This window comes from Sphingomonas colocasiae (assembly GCF_019880585.1).
GTDB lineage: Bacteria > Pseudomonadota > Alphaproteobacteria > Sphingomonadales > Sphingomonadaceae > Sphingobium_A > Sphingobium_A colocasiae.
In genome coordinates, this window is sequence record NZ_JAINVV010000009.1 from 124,105 (window position 1) to 141,324 (window position 17,220).

15 protein-coding genes are annotated in these 17,220 nt (G+C 65.9%); 7 read left to right on the top strand and 8 right to left on the bottom strand.

Features of this window, described 5'->3' with window-relative positions; all coding sequences use genetic code 11:
* The first annotated feature begins 235 nt into the window (after positions 1-235).
* Together K7G82_RS19350 and K7G82_RS19355 are read left to right on the top strand one after the other, a co-directional pair.
* Complete coding sequence (locus K7G82_RS19350) at positions 236-1,741, top strand: amidohydrolase family protein (RefSeq protein ID WP_222991577.1); 1,506 nt, start codon at positions 236-238, stop codon at positions 1,739-1,741.
* Entirely contained in the window at positions 1,738-2,799 is a 1,062-nt protein-coding gene (locus K7G82_RS19355) for an asparaginase (protein WP_222991578.1), read from the top strand. Before K7G82_RS19350 ends, K7G82_RS19355 begins: the two co-directional genes overlap by 4 nt.
* Positions 2,800-2,928: 129 nt before the next feature.
* Here the strand turns inward: K7G82_RS19355 and K7G82_RS19360 are convergent, their stop codons facing one another.
* From K7G82_RS19360 to K7G82_RS19370, 3 genes are all read right to left on the bottom strand, one after another.
* A complete protein-coding gene (locus K7G82_RS19360) occupies positions 2,929-4,551 on the bottom strand; it encodes an N-acyl-D-amino-acid deacylase family protein (protein WP_222991579.1) in 1,623 nt (540 codons plus the stop codon).
* Between the two features lie 157 nt (positions 4,552-4,708).
* Positions 4,709-6,346 (bottom strand): serine hydrolase domain-containing protein, encoded by a 1,638-nt coding sequence (locus K7G82_RS19365; RefSeq protein WP_222991580.1) that lies wholly within the window; start codon positions 6,344-6,346, stop codon positions 4,709-4,711.
* On the bottom strand, positions 6,337-7,245 hold the full coding sequence (locus K7G82_RS19370; protein ID WP_222991581.1) for an HpcH/HpaI aldolase/citrate lyase family protein: 909 nt from the start codon (positions 7,243-7,245) through the stop codon (positions 6,337-6,339). The genes K7G82_RS19365 and K7G82_RS19370 overlap by 10 nt, the downstream gene beginning before the upstream one ends.
* A gap of 193 nt (positions 7,246-7,438) precedes the next feature.
* On the opposite strand from K7G82_RS19370, the gene K7G82_RS19375 reads away from it, so the two are divergent.
* Positions 7,439-8,179 (top strand): GntR family transcriptional regulator, encoded by a 741-nt coding sequence (locus tag K7G82_RS19375; protein ID WP_222991582.1) that lies wholly within the window; start codon positions 7,439-7,441, stop codon positions 8,177-8,179.
* A 20-nt stretch (positions 8,180-8,199) separates the two neighbouring features.
* Here the strand turns inward: K7G82_RS19375 and K7G82_RS19380 are convergent, their stop codons facing one another.
* Both K7G82_RS19380 and K7G82_RS19385 read right to left on the bottom strand, forming a co-directional pair.
* Positions 8,200-9,333, bottom strand: coding sequence for a CaiB/BaiF CoA transferase family protein (locus K7G82_RS19380; protein WP_222991583.1), 1,134 nt, complete (start codon positions 9,331-9,333; stop codon positions 8,200-8,202).
* Positions 9,334-9,359: 26 nt separating this feature from the next.
* Complete coding sequence (locus K7G82_RS19385) at positions 9,360-10,868, bottom strand: M81 family metallopeptidase (protein WP_222991584.1); 1,509 nt, start codon at positions 10,866-10,868, stop codon at positions 9,360-9,362.
* 136 nt (positions 10,869-11,004) lie between these two features.
* On the opposite strand from K7G82_RS19385, the gene K7G82_RS19390 reads away from it, so the two are divergent.
* Together K7G82_RS19390 and K7G82_RS19395 are read left to right on the top strand one after the other, a co-directional pair.
* Positions 11,005-12,393, top strand: a complete 1,389-nt coding sequence (locus K7G82_RS19390) for an MFS transporter (RefSeq protein WP_222991585.1) — start codon at positions 11,005-11,007, stop codon at positions 12,391-12,393.
* Positions 12,394-12,666: 273 nt separating this feature from the next.
* A complete protein-coding gene (locus K7G82_RS19395) occupies positions 12,667-13,596 on the top strand; it encodes a DUF808 domain-containing protein (protein WP_222991586.1) in 930 nt (309 codons plus the stop codon).
* Positions 13,597-13,630: 34 nt separating this feature from the next.
* Here the strand turns inward: K7G82_RS19395 and K7G82_RS19400 are convergent, their stop codons facing one another.
* Both K7G82_RS19400 and K7G82_RS19405 read right to left on the bottom strand, forming a co-directional pair.
* The gene (locus K7G82_RS19400; protein ID WP_222991587.1) at positions 13,631-13,900 is read right to left on the bottom strand and encodes a hypothetical protein; all 270 of its coding nucleotides are present in this window, start codon (positions 13,898-13,900) and stop codon (positions 13,631-13,633) included.
* Positions 13,900-14,976, bottom strand: coding sequence for a Glu/Leu/Phe/Val family dehydrogenase (locus K7G82_RS19405; RefSeq protein ID WP_222991588.1), 1,077 nt, complete (start codon positions 14,974-14,976; stop codon positions 13,900-13,902). Before K7G82_RS19405 ends, K7G82_RS19400 begins: the two co-directional genes overlap by 1 nt.
* Before the next feature lie 121 nt (positions 14,977-15,097).
* Between K7G82_RS19405 and K7G82_RS19410 the strand changes: the two genes are divergently transcribed.
* Complete coding sequence (locus K7G82_RS19410) at positions 15,098-15,562, top strand: Lrp/AsnC family transcriptional regulator (RefSeq protein ID WP_222991589.1); 465 nt, start codon at positions 15,098-15,100, stop codon at positions 15,560-15,562.
* Between the two features lie 4 nt (positions 15,563-15,566).
* On the opposite strand, the gene K7G82_RS19415 is transcribed toward K7G82_RS19410, so the two are convergent.
* Positions 15,567-16,211, bottom strand: coding sequence for a pyridoxamine 5'-phosphate oxidase family protein (locus K7G82_RS19415; protein ID WP_222991590.1), 645 nt, complete (start codon positions 16,209-16,211; stop codon positions 15,567-15,569).
* A gap of 329 nt (positions 16,212-16,540) precedes the next feature.
* On the opposite strand from K7G82_RS19415, the gene ahpC reads away from it, so the two are divergent.
* On the top strand, positions 16,541-17,104 hold the full coding sequence (gene ahpC / locus K7G82_RS19420) for an alkyl hydroperoxide reductase subunit C (protein WP_222991591.1): 564 nt from the start codon (positions 16,541-16,543) through the stop codon (positions 17,102-17,104).
* Positions 17,105-17,220 lie beyond the last annotated feature (116 nt).

Sequence of the window (17,220 nt, forward strand, 5' to 3'; positions counted from 1 at the left end):
ATGCTGACGCATCCGCACCCTGGAACGCTCAAGCACCGCGCGGGCCAATACCGGGATGCGATGAGTCGAACTCAGCGCATATGACTCAGCCGGCGCAGGTGAGACCATCCGCCCATAGCCGCGGGATATGGGCGATCTCCACCTCTTCGCTTGGACATCGCCGCCCGCGCATGGGAAGCTGATCCTCCCCGAAGCATGGCCCCTGTCCATTCGGGGGACGGATCGGGAGGACTCATTGAAACAGCATCTTCGCGCGCTCTGCCTTGGCGCCAGCCTGTCGCTGCTTGCCCTTTCAACGAGCGCGCCGGCACAACCGGCCGAGCCTTACGACGTGGTCATCGCCGGCGGGCGCGTGATCGACCCTGAAAGCGGGCTCGACGGCATCCGCCAGATCGGCATTCGCGACGGGCGCATCGCCGTGGTGACCACCGAACCGCTTCGCGGCCGCACCACCATAGACGCGAAGGGGCTGGTCGTCGGCCCCGGATTCGTCGACGTCCATTCACATGCCCAGACCATCCCGGCCGCCTGGATCCAGGCGTTCGACGGGGTCACCACCGCGCTCGAGCTGGAAGGCGGCACCTGGCCCGTCGCCAGCACCTATGACGCGATCGCGAAGGAAGGCCGGCCGATCAACTACGGCTTCAGCGTCAACTGGCTGGCCGCGCGCACCGATATGGGGCTGCCGCGCACCGCGCCGGCTTCGGACGAAGATGTCGTCCGGGTGGTCGCGCGCGTCGAACAGGGGCTGAACGAAGGCGGGCTCGGCGTCGGCATGCTCGCCGGCTATGCGCCCGACACCGGCCGCCAGGAATATCTCGACGTGGCACGGCTCGCCGCGAAACGCGACGTGCCCACCTTCACCCATGTCCGCACCAAGAACACGCGCGAGCCCAAGGGCGCGGTCGAGGGTTTCTCCGAAGTGATCGCGGTGGCGGCGGCGACGGGCGCGCATATGCATATCTGCCATATCAACAGCTCGGCGCTGCGCGCGATCCCGTCGATCGCCGCGATGATCGAAACGGCGCGTGCCAACGGCGTCTCGATCAGCAGCGAAGCCTATCCCTGGGGCGCGGGATCGACCAAGATCGACGCCCCCTTCCTCCACCCCGACAATCTGCCGCAGATCAACATCAAGTCCAGCAGCATCGTCTATCTCAAGACCGGCGAGCGCCCGGCGACCAATGCGCGGCTGGCCGAACTGCAGAAGAGCGATCCGGAGGGGCAGGTGGTCATCCATTATCTGGACGAGACCATACCCGCCGAACGGCGCTTCATCGACGATGCCGTGATGGTGAAGGACAGCATGATCGCGAGCGACGCCGTCCCCTACGAGATCGACGGCAAGATCTTCGACAAACCGCAATGGCCGTTGCCGGCCAAGGCGGTCAGCCATCCGCGCACCGCGTCGACCTTCACAGCCACGATCGCCTATTATGTCCGCGAGAAGCGGATGTTCTCGCTGAACGAGATGTTCCGGCGCGCATCGCTGCTGCCCGCCCGGCTGATGGAAAGCGTGGCGCCGGGCATGCGCGACAAGGGACGCATCCGCCCGGGCGCCGATGCGGACATCATCGTGTTCGATCCCGAGACGGTGGCCGGCCAGGCAAGCTATGAGGACACGACGAAGCCCGCGCGCGGCATGGCCAATGTGCTGGTCGGCGGCCAGTTCGTGATCCGCGACGGCAAACTGATCACCACCGCCCGCCCGGGCCGGCCGATCCGTGGAGCGACACGATGAACGGCATGCTGCACCAGAGCCGCCGCCATGCGGCGCGGGCCGTCATGCTGCTCGCGCTGCTGCTTTTCTCCGCCAATTCCGCATGGGCGCAGGACCGGCCGCATGTGCTGGTGATCGCGACGGGCGGCACCATCGCCAGCACGGCCTCCGGCCCGGGGCTCACCGGCGATGCGCTGGTCTCGGCGATCCCTGCGCTCGGCAAGGTCGCCAGGCTCCAGGTCGAGGACCTCGCCGCCGGCGGATCGAGCGGGCTGAAGCGCGCGGACTGGGCCCGGCTGGTCCGCCGCATCCGTGCGGCCTTCGCCGGCGATCCGACGCTTGCCGGGATCGTCGTCACCCACGGCACCGACACGCTCGAGGAAACCGCGATGCTGCTCGATCTGGTGATCGCCGATGCGCGGCCGGTGGTGCTCACCGGCTCGATGCGATCGAGCGACGAAATCTCGGCCGACGGCCCCGCCAACCTGCTCGAAGCCGTGCGCGTCGCCGCCGATCCGCAAGCGCGCGGCCGTGGCACATTGGTCGCGCTCGACGGGCAGATCCTCGCGGCCGGCGACGCGGCCAAGCTGAGCACCAGCCGGACCTCGGCCTTTGCCAGCCCCAATCAGGGTGCTCTCGGCGCGGTGATCGAGGACGGCGTCCGCTTCTTCCAGCCGGCCGGCCGGGCCGGGCGCGTCTACGACCTGTCGCCCGAACGCATCGCAACGCTGCCGCGCGTCGATATCGTCCTGTCCTATTTCGACGGCGACGGCGCACTCGCCGATGCGGCGGTCGCGGCAGGCGCCAAGGGATTGGTGGTCGCGGGTTTCGGCAGCGGCACGCTGGCCCCGCCGATGCGATCGACGGTGAAGGCACTGGCCGAAAGCGGTTTCCCTGTGGTGCTGTCGGCGCGGGTCGCCAGCGGCGCGGTCAAGGATTCGGGATTGTGGGATGGAAAGGCGCCGGCGGCATTCGCGCGATCGGGCTTCCTCAACCCCGCCAAGGCGCGCGTCCTGCTGATGGTCCATCTCGCCGCTGGCGGAACGGAGACCTTGCAGGCTGCTTTTGCGGGGCGGTAAACCGCACTTGGCCAACCCTCCTTGTCATTCCCGCGCACGCGGGAATCCAGCTTCTTCTTCTTTCTGATATTTCACGGAAAAGCTGGATTCCCGCGTGCGCGGGAATGACAGAGTAGGGAGAAGAGCCCCCTACCCGCCCGCCACGCATTGATGCCGCAGCGCCACGCCCGCGCGTGCACCGGTCGGCTTGCCGCCGGCGATCGTCGGCACGCCGTTGACGATGACGTCGTCGATCCCTGATGACGGCCGCAACGGCTGCGCGAAGGTCGCGTTGTCCTGGATCTTCGCATAATCGAACACGACGATGTCAGCGCGCATGCCTTCGCGGACCAGACCGCGATCGCTCAGCCCCATGCGTTCGGCCGGCCAGCTCGTCATCTTGCGGACGGCATCCTCCAGCGTCAGCACGGGATTGTTGCGGACATATTCGGCGATGGTGCGCGCATGATTGCCATAGGCGCGCGGATGCGGCAGCACGTCGCCATCGGCCTTGCCCAGTTCGATCGAGGCGCCGGCATCGCTGCCGATGCTGACCCAGGGGCGACGCAGCGCGGTCCGGATATCCGCCTCACCGATGGTGAAATAGACGGCGGTCGCGCGTTCGGGCTGCGCTTCGATCAGGATATCCCAGGCGGTGTCCGCCGGATCCTTGCCCAGCGCCGCGGCGATCTTCGCGATGCTCATGCCCTGATATTGGGCGTATTTCTCGACGCGGCCATTGGCGAGCATGATATTGTCCCAACCGCCGGCCGCCGCGACATGATTGGGCCAATCGGGCTGCGGCCCCGCCGCGACTTCCTTTTTCAGCCGCTCGCGCACCTTGGGATCCTTCAGCAGCGCCAGCCCCTTGTCCTTGCCGCCCGCCCAGACCCAGGCCGGCACCGTGATCTCCAGCCCGGTGCCGCTGGCGGTGTAGAGATACATGTTCGCCGCCACATCGACGCCGCGATCGCGTGCCGTCTCGATCGTCGAGAGCGCCTGCGGCATCAGCTTGCCCCAGCCGATCCGCGTCGCGGCCTTGAGGTGGAAGATCTCGACCTTGACGCCGCCCTTTTCGCCGATCTCGATCGCTTCTTCGATCGCGGGGATCAGATTGGACGCCTCGTCGCGCATATGGGTGGCGTAGATCGCGCCGCAGCGGCTCGCCGCCCTGGCCAGCGTGACCAGGTCCGATGTCGTCTGGAAGCTCGAGGGCGCATAGATCAGCGCCGAGGAAATGCCGAACGCGCCGCCGCGCATCGCGATGTCGACCTCGCGGCTCATCTCGTCGAGCTGGGCCGGCGTCGGGCGGCCATCGGCATCACCCATCACCTTCCGGCGCGCCTGGGTGCTCGCATAATAGGTGCCCAGATTGACCGCGATGCCCTGCTTCTCCAGCCGGTCGAAATAGGCGGGCAGTTCGGCGGCGGGAACCGGCGGGCCGCCCTCGCCCGTGATCACCGTGGTCACGCCCTGAAGCAGCTTGTTCTCGGCGCCGCCATTCCGGAGCAGGCTGCGGCTCGACTGGTCCATCATGTCGATGAAGCCGGGCGCGACATAGCGGCCCTTGGCATCGATCTCCTTCGCGCCCTTGCCCTTGACCGGACCGACCTTGACGATCCGCCCGTCCTTCACCGCCACATCGGCCGAAATCCAAGGATTACCCGCCCCGTCGAGCACGCGTCCGCCACGGATGACGAGGTCGTATTCGGCCGTCGCCCCCTGCGACAGCGCGGCCCCCGCGGAAGCCAGCAGCCATGCGGCCAGAATCACTCTCGATGCCTTGGGTTTCATCGATGCGCCCCCGATCATTTTGCAGATATCGGCAATGATTCGCCGAAGATGAAAGCTGCAATTCGAATCGGAAAAACGCAACCGGAGAGACACCGCTGAGGAGCGCGGATGCCGGTATCTCGAAAGGCTTGAGCGCTCAGTCCGCGATGCGCTCAAATACGGCGGCCCGAACGCGCGCATCCCAGCCGATCGAAAGCGAGATCACCGCGCCGGATGCGTCACGCACGAAACGCACGATCCCGGTCCGTTTGCCCAGCCGGGTGTCGAACAGCCAGGCGTCGCGATAGAGCGGTTCGACGTCGAAGACGTGATCGGGCCGATCGACCAGTTGCAGTCGCAACCCGCCGGGGCGCGGCACGACGCGGTAGCGCGCCTGCAACTCGTCGCTCGCGTAGATGCCCGACAGAGCCGCACGATCGCCGCCGGCGCGATCGATCGCATGGCGACGATAGATATCGGTGGTGCCGTCCGGATCATCGCGACGAAGCATATCGGCGCCGTCGAAGCTGATCCGGCTTCCCTGCATCGCATAATGTCCGGAAGCTTCGCGCACGAGCCGCGTACCGTCGTCGCGGGCGAGCCCCCGTGCATCGCTGACCAGGATCAGCGGCAACCCCGTCTTTTCCGAAACGAAAAGCCCCTCATGGCGCGCGGCCGAACGATCGGCGCGCGTCGGCGCGGCGGCCGGTGCGATGCCGAGCAATGCATCCGCGACCGCCCTTCCAAGCTTCGCGCCGCGCCCGACGCCCAGCGCTTCACCGGCATTGCACAACAATGCGATCGACAGCCGCTTCGACGGGAACCGCGCCAGCCACGCGCGATATCCACCGATCGCGCCGCCATGCGAGATTTCCGGGATCGCGGCATCGATCGGCACGTTCAGCCCACGCGCATAGGTGAGCGTGCGGCCATCGGCGAGATGCGCATTGGCGGCCATCGCCTTTCCGACGAACGCCCCCAAACGGCCGGCGGCAAGCGCGTCGTTCCAGATCAGCAGATCGCCGACAGTGGTGAGCAGGCCCGCATCGCCATAGACATTCTCGAACGGCATGCGTTCGACATTGCCCGCCGGTGTCTCGATATAGGCGATCGCGCGATTGCGCTCGATCGTGCGGAAATCGGTCCGCCAGCCGGTGAAGCGCATGCCCAGAGGCTCGAAGAGATGGATTCGCGTGAAATCCGCAAGCGAATTGCCGGTCACGCGCTCCAGGATGATCGCGAGCAGCACATAGCCGGTGTTGGTATAGCTATAGTCCGCGCCCGGCGCGTGATTGAGCCGCGTCTGACGCGCCACGAAGGCGAGGACATCATTGTTGGCATAGGCGCGCGTCGTCCGCGGCCAGCCGGCGATCTCCATCGCGAAACCCCAGTCGCGCAGGCCGCTCGTATGATCGAGCAGCTGGTCCACGGTGATCAGCCGGCCATAGTCCGGCACTTCGGGCAGATATTTGCGGATATCGTCATCGAGCGACAGGCGCCCCTGTTCGACCAGCATCAGGATCGCCGCCGCCACGAATTGCTTGGAGACCGATCCGGCCTCGAAGCGCGTGTCAGGTCGGTTGGGGATGACATTGCCGATATCCGCCATGCCGAAGGCGCGCGTGACGGAGGGGCTGCCATCCGACGAAATGCCGACCACGCAACCCGGCACCTGTCCGGCGGTCCAGGGCGCGAAGATATTCGCCAATGTACCGTCGATATCGGCCTGCATGGCGGATGCCGGTAACGGCGCCGCCACGACGAGACCCGACATCAGCACCGCCATCAATCGCATTGCGCCTCTCCTTCGCTGGCCATCCGGCCCGAAACGCCACCGGGCTGCGCGTGCTCATGCGCGGCGACGGAGGCGAGCAACATGCGGTGCCTGCGGATGATTGCGGCATCGATCATCAGCCCGCCCGCGCGCTGCGCGCCTCCGCCGGAGCGTTCGAACGCCGTGACCGCGTCGCGGGCATGCGCGATCTGGGCGGCGGACGGGCGGAAGACCGCTTCGATCGCGGCGATCTGCGCCGGGTGGATCGCCGCCTTTCCGGCAAAGCCGAACGCCCGCGCGCGCGACGCTTCGGTATCCAGTCCGGAGGCATCGCCGAGATCGAGGAACGGCATGTCATAGGCCGGTCGGCCCGACCGCGTGCACGCCAGGACGATCGCCTGACGGGCGAACGCCAATGTGTCCCAACACGGCTCCGCCCCTATCTCGCTCGCCAGATCCGCGCCGCCGAGCATCAGCCCGGCCACCAGAGGATGCCGTGCGATCGGTGCGGCATCGGCGACGCCATCGGCGCTCTCGATCATCGGCAGCAGCGCGACCGGCCGGTCCGCGAGCACCGACGCGGCGATCGCAGCCGTACCGGCGCCGTCCACCTTGGGCAGCACCACCGCCAGCGGCCGATCCGCCGCCGCCGCCAGCATCAGCAGGTCCGCAAGACCATCAGCGGTTCCCATCGCATTGATCCGGACCGCCTGCCCGGCGAGCGCACCGTCCGCCAGCATCGCCGCAACCGTACCGCGCGCCGCCGTCTTGGCCGGAACCGGCACGCCATCCTCCAGATCGATGCATGTCATATCGGCGCCGGCCGAACGCGCCTTGAGGATCGCGCCTTCGCGATGAGCGGGCACGAACAGCATCGACGACCAGCGCCTGGCGGGAACCGGAACCGATTGTTTCGCCATATTCAATCCGCTCCGCCCGCAGCCATGTCCCGGCTTTCTCTCGCGGGCAGATGCGTCATCAACGGGCGCGCGTCAATATACATTCGTATCTTTAGGCAATATATCCGCATTAGATCCCATTAGATAGAATGTATCTTCCCCTCATCCGGACGATGGCGCTATGAGCGGACTGCAACGCAGCGGAGAAACGCGAATGCCGGAGGCGCCCATCAAGGGAGACGGCCCAAAATATCGAGAGATCTACGACCGGCTGCGTGGAGAGATCGATGCGGGCAGCTATGCCGCAGGCAGCCTGCTGCCGACGGAAGACGAACTGCAGGCCGATCTGGGGGTCAGCCGTTACGCGCTTCGGGAAGCGCTCGGCATGCTCGAACGCCAGGGCTATATCCAGCGACGGCGACGCGCCGGCACACGCGTGCTGGCGCGGCCGCCCAAGAACATGTTTCGCCACGCGGTCAGTTCGCGCGGCGAATTGTCCGAATTCGTCCACCACACCAAGATCGATTTCGGGCCGCCGACCGTGATCGTCACCGATGGCCGGCTGGCCCGCGAGCTTGGCTGCGACGAGCTTCGTCAATGGTACCTGATGGAAGGGATTCGCATGGATCCGCTGGACAACCGGCCGATCGGCGTGGTCCAGCTCTATGTCGACGCCACCCGCGCGACAATCGACGAGAATACCGATTTCGGCCAACAGCCCGTCTATGAATGGCTACGCGACAATCATGACATCCGCCCCGCCTCCGTCTCGCAGGATATCACCGCGGTGATTCTGAACGAAACGCAGGCCACGGTATTCGGCGAACGCGAAGGCGGCCCGGCGCTGCGCATCGCCCGGCGCTATTTCGACGATACGCAAAGGATCTTCCAGATCTCGGTGACCACGCACCGCAGCGAGGATTTCGTCTATAATCTTCGTCTGCAGCTGGCCTGATACCGGCAGAGCGCCGGCAATCAGCCCAGCAGCCCGTCATTGCCGGCGCCCAGCGCCGGGCCCGCCGACTGGGGCACGCGCGCACCGTCCAGCTTGATCGGATTTGCGAACATGCGCAGCGGTCCATGCGGATGGGCGATCTCCCGGATCATGCCCGATTCCTCGATCAGGAAGGGCGATTCCAGCGCTTCTTCCAGGCTGTGCACCGCGGCGACCGGCACGATTCCGCGCAGCAGTGCCAGCCAATGCGCATTGGGCTGCCCCTCGAAGATGCGGTCGAGGATTTCCGTCAGTTCCTCGCGCGCGCGCAGTCGCCCCGCCATGTCGGCAAAGGCCGGCGCGCCGACAAGATCGTCGCGGCCGAGCGTCTTGCACAGCAGATCCCAGAAACGGTCGTTCATGCAGGCGACATAGATCCAGCCGTCCCGGGTCCGGAACAGCTGCACGGGCGTGGTGGAGGGATGCGCGGATCGCGGCGCGCGCTCGGTCACGATGCCTTCGTTGAGATACCATGCCCCCTGATAGGCGAGCTGATGGATGGCGACGTCGTACAGCGAAACATCGACGTCGCGGCCAATGCCGTCGCGCGCAGCCGCATGGATCGCGCTCATCACCGCGAAAGCGAAGGTCATGCCCGTCATGTAATCGATCATCGACGCGCCCATCCGCGTCGGCGGACTGCCGGGTTCGCCGGTCAATGCCATCAGCCCGGCTTCCGCCTGCATCAGGAAATCATAGCCGGGCAGCGCCGCGCGGCTGTTGTCGCGCCCATAGGCCGAGATATGGCCACAGACGATCGCGGGATTGACCGTCATCAGCGACGCGTAATCGATCCGCCGCTTGGTGACGAGATGGCCGCGCATATTGTTCACCACGGCATGCGCGCCACCGACAAGCCCCAGGAAACGCTGATAATCGTCGGGCAGCCGGATATCGAGCGCGACGCTGTTCTTGTTCATGTTGAAGCACTGGAAATAAAGGCTGTCGCCGTCACCCAGCGTGCGCGGCCCCGTCCGGCGCGCAAAATCCCCGTCGCCGCATTCGATCTTGATCACCTCCGCGCCCATGTCGGCAAAGAACATGGTGGCATAGGGCGCGGCGCCGAATTGCTCGAAACTCAGGATCCGGATGCCGGACAGCGGCAGGGTCTGCATCAAATTCACTCCAGATATTCAAAAGGTCATCGGCCCGCATCGCCGGACGGCACGTGCGCCGGGCCCATCGGCCTCAGGTGAACGCCGGGGCGCAGCCGCTTGAATGGAAATTGCGCGGGGTCGTCGAGGAAACCGCCCGGCGCCGCCGCCAGGATCACCGCCTGCGCCAGCGGTTCGAATTCGGCGCGAAAATGCACCGCGCTCTTCACCACCACGATATCACAGCGCGGCAGATCGACACCGACATGCTCGAACGGCGCGCGATCATAGGCCTGCATGCGCCGCGACGACAGGACGATGTCGATGCCGCCAAGCCCGAGCAACGCCATCGCCCCAAGATCGGCATCGACGCCGCCCGCGACCGAGCCGGTGGTGCGGAACCGGCCGCTGCCGAGACGCTTGACCAAGAAACGGCCATGGATCGGCGCCACACCGGCCGGCCCCGATCGCCCGCCCAGATCCAGTGTGATCCACGCGCCTTCGCCGGCCGCATGCGCCGCCCGCGCGGCATCGGCGTCGCAGAAGATGCCGAGCACCGCGCCTTGCGCATCCACATCGATCAGCGCGCGCAACACGCCCGTGGTGTCGCCGCTGCCGCCGCCACCCGGATTGTCCTGCGCATCGGCGACGACGACGGGGCGGCACGCACCCGACGAAAGCGCCAGCGCTTCCCGGATCGCGGCATCGGCCGGCAGCAACCGGCTCGCGAAATCGGCTTCCCTGCGCTCGACCAGCGCGGCAAGCGCATCCGCCGCGCTATCGGCCGCCTGCTGCGTCCAGCCATAGGCAAAGATCGCGGGGCCACACCAGAACAGGTCCGATGGCGGAAAGCCCGCCGCATAACCGAGCGCAACCATATCCTCGCCGGGTTCGGCCGACCGTGCCGCGATCGATCGCGAAGGCTCCACCAGCGTGCATTGCGACGTCGCCGGAATCAGAAAACCCGGCTTGCGCAGGGCCCGGCCCGCCGGCCGGCCCCGCCGCAACAACCGCACAATCGTTTCGGCCGCGCGCCGGCCGGTTTCCGGCCGATCGACATGCGGATAGGTCCGGAATATTTCGAGCGCATCGGCATGCTCGACCATCTCGGGGGTCACATTGGCGTGATAGTCGAGACTGGCCACGATCGGCACATCCCCGACGATCGCGCGCGCACGCCGCAATATCTCGCCCTCCGCATCCTCCAGGCTTTCCGTCACCATGGCGCCGTGCAGGTCGAGATAAAGCGCGTCGACCGGCATCGCCGCCGAAAGCCGCTCCATCATCTCGCCGACGATCCGCTCGAACGCATCATCGGTCACGCATCCGCCGGCCGATCCGTGCGCCCAGACCAGCGGCAGCAGCATATGATCGTCCTGCACAGCCGCCACGAAGCCCGAAAGCGGATAGCTGCCGCCCAGAAGCGACGCGATCACATCGGCGCCGCGCACCAACGGCGGCCGATCGCGCCGCTCGCAGAAATAGGCGAAATCGGCCCGGTGGCTTACGAAACTGTTGGTTTCATGACCGAAGCCCCCAAGGGCGATGCGGCTCATCCACTGCCTCCCCAGCCCCAGCGCGGGCCCTGTCGTCGATTATAGATCATATCATTGGCAATCAAGTTTGTTATTGATGTCTATTACATCCGTATCTATTGTGACGCAATCATCGTCAATAGGGGGGCGGAAAGATATGCGCAGTTCGGGTTTGGGCGGATCTCCGGCCGGGGCCGGCAACGCCTCGATCGCGGCGCGGTTCGAACGCCTGCCCTTCACCGCCTATCAGCGCCGGATCGCGCTGATCCTCGTCTCCTGTTTCGCGATCGACGCCGTCGATCTGGCGATGCTCTCCTATCTGCTGGCGCCGGTCAGCCACGATCTGGGCCTGAGCCAGGCCGAGGCGGGCCTCGCGGCCAGTTCGGTGTTCGCGGGGGTCGGCATCGGCGCCACGATCGCCGGAATCCTGTGCGATACTTATGGCCGGCGGAAGATCCTGGTCTACACCATGTATCTCTGGGGCGTCGCCAGCCTGCTCACCGCATTCGCCTGGGACCTCACGTCATTCATGACGCTGCGCTTCATCACCGGCATCGGCCTGGGCGCGGAGATCCCGGCCGCCTTCGCGCTGATCGCCGAATGCATGCCCGCATCCCGCCGCGCGCTGATCACGGGCTGGATGCAGGTGGGATCGGCGATCGCCACGGTGCTGTTCAACATCATCGCGCTGGTGGCGATCCATCTGATCGGCGAAGCGCTGGGCTGGCGCGCGATGTTCGTGCTGATGTTCCTCGCCGCGATGTTCGCCATCTATGTCCGCCGCCACATCTGCGAGTCGCCACGCTGGCTGGCATCGTGCGGCCGCGATGCGGAAGCCGCGCGCGCGATGGCGGCGTTCGAGAGCGAGGTGGAACGCGCGCATGGCCGACCACTTCCTCCACCCGTCGCCGACGTCATCGCGGATGCGCCGCCGGTGCAGGGCACGCTCGCCAAGCTGTTCGCCCCCGGCCAGGCGAGCCGCACGCTCTTTGCCTGGGCACTCTGGTTCGCGGTGATGATGGGCTATTACGGCATCACCATGTGGGTGGGAAAGCTGCTCGTCGATCGCGGCATGAGCATCGCCGATTCGATCATGATCGGCATCTTCATCTCGAGCGCGGGCATACCGGCCGCGTGGTTGACCGGTTCGCTGATGGAGAGGCTGGGCCGCAAGCTCGTGATCATCGCGGTGCTGATGTTCGTGTCGCTGGCAGCGCTTGCCTATGGCTATGCGACCAGCTTCGCCTGGATCGCGGCGACGGGTGCCGTGATGCGCTTCTTCATGGTCGCCCTGGCGACGGGCCTTTATGCCTATACGCCCGAACTGTTCCGGACGAGCACGCGCGCGACCGGACTGGGAACGTCATCGACCATGGGGCGGATATCGGCGGTCGCCGGCCCGATGCTGGTGCCGGTGCTCGTTGCGACCTGGGGGTATATCGGCGCCTTTGCGGCCTTTGCGATCTGCTTCGGGATCTCCGCGCTGCTGGTGCTGCTGATCGGCCCCGAGACGCGCGGAAAATCGGTCGAGGATGCCACCGCCTGATCGATTGCGCAGACGACTCGCAGGCGGGCGGCGCGAAGCACGAATCGCGCGCTGGTGGATCGTATCCGACAAAAGCGTCCGCTTTTGACGGAGGTCCGATCCACTCAGCCATGGAAGAGTGGTCTGATTTTCCGAGACAGATGCGGATGCATCTGCCTCGGTCAGACCATTAGGCCCGCCACAGCGATGCCGTATCCATTTACACCGAAAGCCGGGCTCCACTTTTCCGCATGATGCTCTAGATTGCCCCCCTTTTCAGGGGAAGAGACATCCATGCCATCCGGACTTGTTGCGCTGCTCGATGACGTCGCGGCGATCGCGAAGCTCGCCGCTGCCTCACTCGACGACGTCGCAGGGGCCGCCGGCAAGGCCGGGGCCAAGGCGGCGGGCGTGGTGATCGACGATACGGCGGTGACGCCGCGCTATGTGGTCGGCCTGTCGCCCGATCGCGAACTGCCGATCATCGCCAAGATCGCGATGGGCTCGCTGCGCAACAAGCTGCTCTTCCTGCTGCCCGCCGCTTTGGCGCTGAGCGCCTTGGCGCCTTGGGCGATCACCCCGCTGCTGATGATCGGCGCCGCCTATCTCTGCTTCGAGGGTGCGGAAAAGGTCTGGGAAGCGGTGTCGGGGGACAGCCATGCCGACGATGTCCTGGAGGTCAGCGATCCCAAGGAACTGGAGGATCGTCAGGTGGGCGGCGCCATCCGCACCGATTTCATCCTGTCGGCGGAGATCATGGCGATCGCGCTCGCCGAACTGCCCGCGCAGACATTCTGGATGCAGGCCGCGGTGCTGGCGGCGGTCGGCGTCGCGATCACCGCCGGCGTCTATGGCGTGGTCGCGCTGATCGTGAAGATGGACGATATCGGCCTGCACCTGGCCGAACGCAGCGCCAGCGGCGTGCGCGCGCTCGGGCGCGGGCTGGTGACCGCGATGCCCGTGCTTTTGAAGGCGCTGGCGATCATCGGCACGGCGGCGATGATCTGGGTGGGCGGCGGCATCATCGTGCACGGCCTGGAGGTCTTCGGGCTGGAGACGATCCCGCACATCATCCATGGCGCGGCCGAAGCCGCCGCGCATGCGGTGCCCGTCGCCGGCGGCGTGGTCGAATGGCTGGTCGGCGCGGCGGGTGCCGCCGTGGTCGGCATCGTGGTGGGCGGCGCGATCGTCGCACTGCTCCACCTGATCCCGCGCAAGCACTGACACGAGCGCCGGCTCGCGGCCGGACGCCCTTGGCTCAGGCCGGAACCGCCACCATCTCGGTCAGCGTCACCGAACGCACCGTGGTGATCATGCGCATCTTCTCCGCGATGATCTCGGCGCGACGGCGATCGATTCCGGGCTGGACGATGCTGAGCGTCAACACCTCGTCACGCTGCTGACCCTCGATATCGGCGGGGATCAGGTCCTGCTGGGCGAACAGCCCGAGCAGGCGAAGATAGAGTTGCGGACAGGCATGGCCGTCCACCTGGTAGTGATATTGTTCGAACATGGTTTCTCCAGACATCATGCGACCCTCGGCAGCGGCGCATGGCGGGCATTGGTGGACGCGGCGATCGTCTCGCGCGCGAGGCGGTCTGCGGCGCGGCCCGGCGGCAGGCCGCCGGCGGCCGCCAGATCGAGCACGCTCGCCAGCCGCGCACCGATCGCATCGACGCGCTGGCGCACCTCCTCGCTTCGCCAGCCGAGATATTCGGCGGCGACGCTGATCATGCCGCCGGCATTGACGACATAATCGGGCGCATAGAGCACGCCCTTGTCGACCAGGCGATCGCCGTCCTCAGGCGTCGCCAGCACGGTATTGGCCCCCCCGCAGACGATCGTCGCGCGCAATCGCTCGATCGTCCGCGCGTCGAGCACGCCGCCCAGCGCGCAGGGCGCGAAGATATCGGCCTGCACCGCCATGATCCTGTCGGCGGGAACCACCGTCGCGCCATAATGCCGGGCGAAGGTCGCGGCGACGCCTGCGCGCGGCTCGGCGATCACCAGGCGCGCGCCTGCTTCGTGCAGCAGCGCGCACAGCGCCGATCCGACGCTGCCCAGCCCCTGAACGGCGACGGTGAGCCCGGCGAGCGAACTGCCCAGCCGATGATCGGCGGCCACTTTCATCGCATTGAACACGCCCCGCGCGGTCCAGGGCGAAGGATCGCCGCCCGGCTTGCCGCGCGCAGCGCGCCGGCCCGCGACGTGGCGCGTCGAAGCGCCCACCGCATCCATGTCAGCCATGGTCGTGCCGACATCCTCTGCGGTCACATAGGCGCCGTCATGCCGTTCCACCGCGCGGCCGAACGCCTCGAACAGGCGGCGGCGATCGAAATTGCCCGCCGGACGCCGCAACACCGCCTTGCCTCCGCCCAGCGGCAGGCCGGCGAGCGCGTTCTTGTAGCTCATGCTTTCGGCGAGCCGCACCGCGTCGACCGCCAGCGCCTCCTTGTCGGGATAATCCCAGAAGCGGCAGCCGCCGGCGGCCGGACCAAGTGCGGTCGAATGGATGACGATGACACCGGACAGGCCGGCCGCTTCGTCCTCGACGGCGACGCATTGCTCGGGCGGATGCGCATTCAGAAAGGCGAGATGAACCATGGAGACTCCGATCGATGCTGGGCATGATCGTTCATTCACCGGGAAACTTCTTGCCTTTCTCCACCACGAATTGCGATATTCAGGTCAATTTCACCCGCTTGGTCGACAATAAGGACAGATCATGTCTCATGACCTCGATTCCTACGAACGAAAAATCCTGGCGCTGCTCCAGGCGGATGCGAGCCTGTCGACCGCCGAAATCTCCGAACGGGTCGGCCTCTCTCCCTCCCCCTGCTGGCGCCGGATCGACCGGTTGCAGAAGGATGGGTACATCACGCGCCGCGTCGCGCTGATCGACCGGCGCAAGGTGGGGCTCAACGCGCATATCTTCGCGCAGGTGAAATTGAGCGAGCTCGGCCGCGCCAATCTCGACGATTTCACGGCGGCGATCCGCGAACTGCCCGAAGTGCTCGAATGCTATGTCGTGATGGGCGTGTTCGACTTCATCCTGCGCGTCGTGACCAAAGATATCGAAGCCTATGAGCGGCTGTTCTTCGACAAGCTGAGCAAACTGCCGGGCGTGCAGGAGATCAATTCGACGATCGCGCTTTCGGAGATCAAGGCGACCACCGCCCTGCCGCTGTGAAAACTCAATACAGATTGGTCTTCGCGTCTTCCTCCAGCGCCTGATCGATCGTCTCGGCCGGAATGTTGAGCTGGAACTGATCCCGCACGATCTTGCCGAGCGTCGGGAAAGCCCCCTTGGGCAATCTCCGGTCGGGATTCCACAGCTCCGAACGCCGCAAGGCCTTCGAGCAATGGAAATAGACCTCGCGGATTTCGATCAGCGCCACCGAACGCGGCGGCTTTCCATCATGGATGAAGCGATCCATCAGCGCGGGCTCGGTCGTGACCGTCGCCAGACCGTTGATCCGCAGCATGTCCTCCACGCCGGGCAGGAAGAACAACATGCCCACTGCCGGCTGGTGGACGATATTGCCCAAGGTATCGAGACGATTGTTTCCCGGCCGATCGGGGAAGGCGATATGCGTGTCGTCGATCGCATGGACGAAGCCCGGCTCGCCGCCGCGCGGCGACACGTCGGCCAGACCGTCGGCGCGCGAGGAACCGATGCAGAAGAAAGGCGACAGTTCGAGAAAGCGCCGGCTATGCGGGTCGAGACGCGGAAAGCATTTGTCGATCACCGTCTGCGACGGATCGGCATAGACGGTGCGGAGATCCGCTTCGCTGTCGAGCGTCGCAGGCGGGCGACTGCCGGGTGTCGAATCGGTCATGTCGATCGAACGGCGGCGATGCGGCGGAAACGGAAAAGATCTGACATGGCAGGGATTCTAGCCTTGGCGATCGGCTGCGTCGAGCGGCAGCCGGGCCATATCGCGCATCTTTTTTGCTAACGCGAATCACTTGCATAACCAATATCGGCCGATTAAGACGCGTTCCGCGTCTTCGATCCGGCCTCTGACAGCAATGCGTGACATGGGAAAGACGGTTTCAGCCGATTGATCGCCAAAATCGATCAGTCAGTCTCTAAAATCCAATTTCCGCATTGCAACAGAGACACCTAGATCGGCGCTCGCAGACACCGCAAACACATGGAGCATGCATGTCCCTCATCAATTCCGACCTCAAGCCCTTCAAGACCGAAGCCTTCAAGGATGGCAAGTTCGTGACCGTCACGGACGCGGACGTGAAGGGCGGCTGGGCCGTCTTCTTCTTCTATCCCGCGGACTTCACCTTCGTCTGCCCCACCGAGCTGGAAGACCTGGCCGACAATTACGACGCGTTCCAGAAGCTGGGCGTGGAGATCTACAGCGTTTCGACCGATACGCATTTCTCGCACAAGGCGTGGCATGACACGTCGCCGGCGATCGGCAAGATCAAGTACACGATGCTGGGCGACCCCACCGGCACGATCACGCGCAATTTCGACGTGATGATCGAGGAAGCCGGCCTGGCCGATCGCGGCACCTTCGTCGTCGATCCCGAAGGCAAGATCCAGATCGTCGAAGTGACCGCCGGCGGCATCGGCCGCGACGCGACCGAACTGCTGCGCAAGGTGAAGGCCGCGCAATATGTGGCCGCGCATCCCGGCGAAGTCTGCCCCGCCAAGTGGCAGGAAGGCGAAGAGACGCTCGCCCCGTCGCTGGACCTCGTCGGCAAGATCTGAGCCGGCGGATCGCGAAAGTTCCGGGGGCGGCAGCGCCGCCCCCGGGATCTTCCCGACAATCGTTCAGGTGCGCACACGCGTACCGAAGCGTCCTCCTCCGTCGTTGTGGGGAGCGT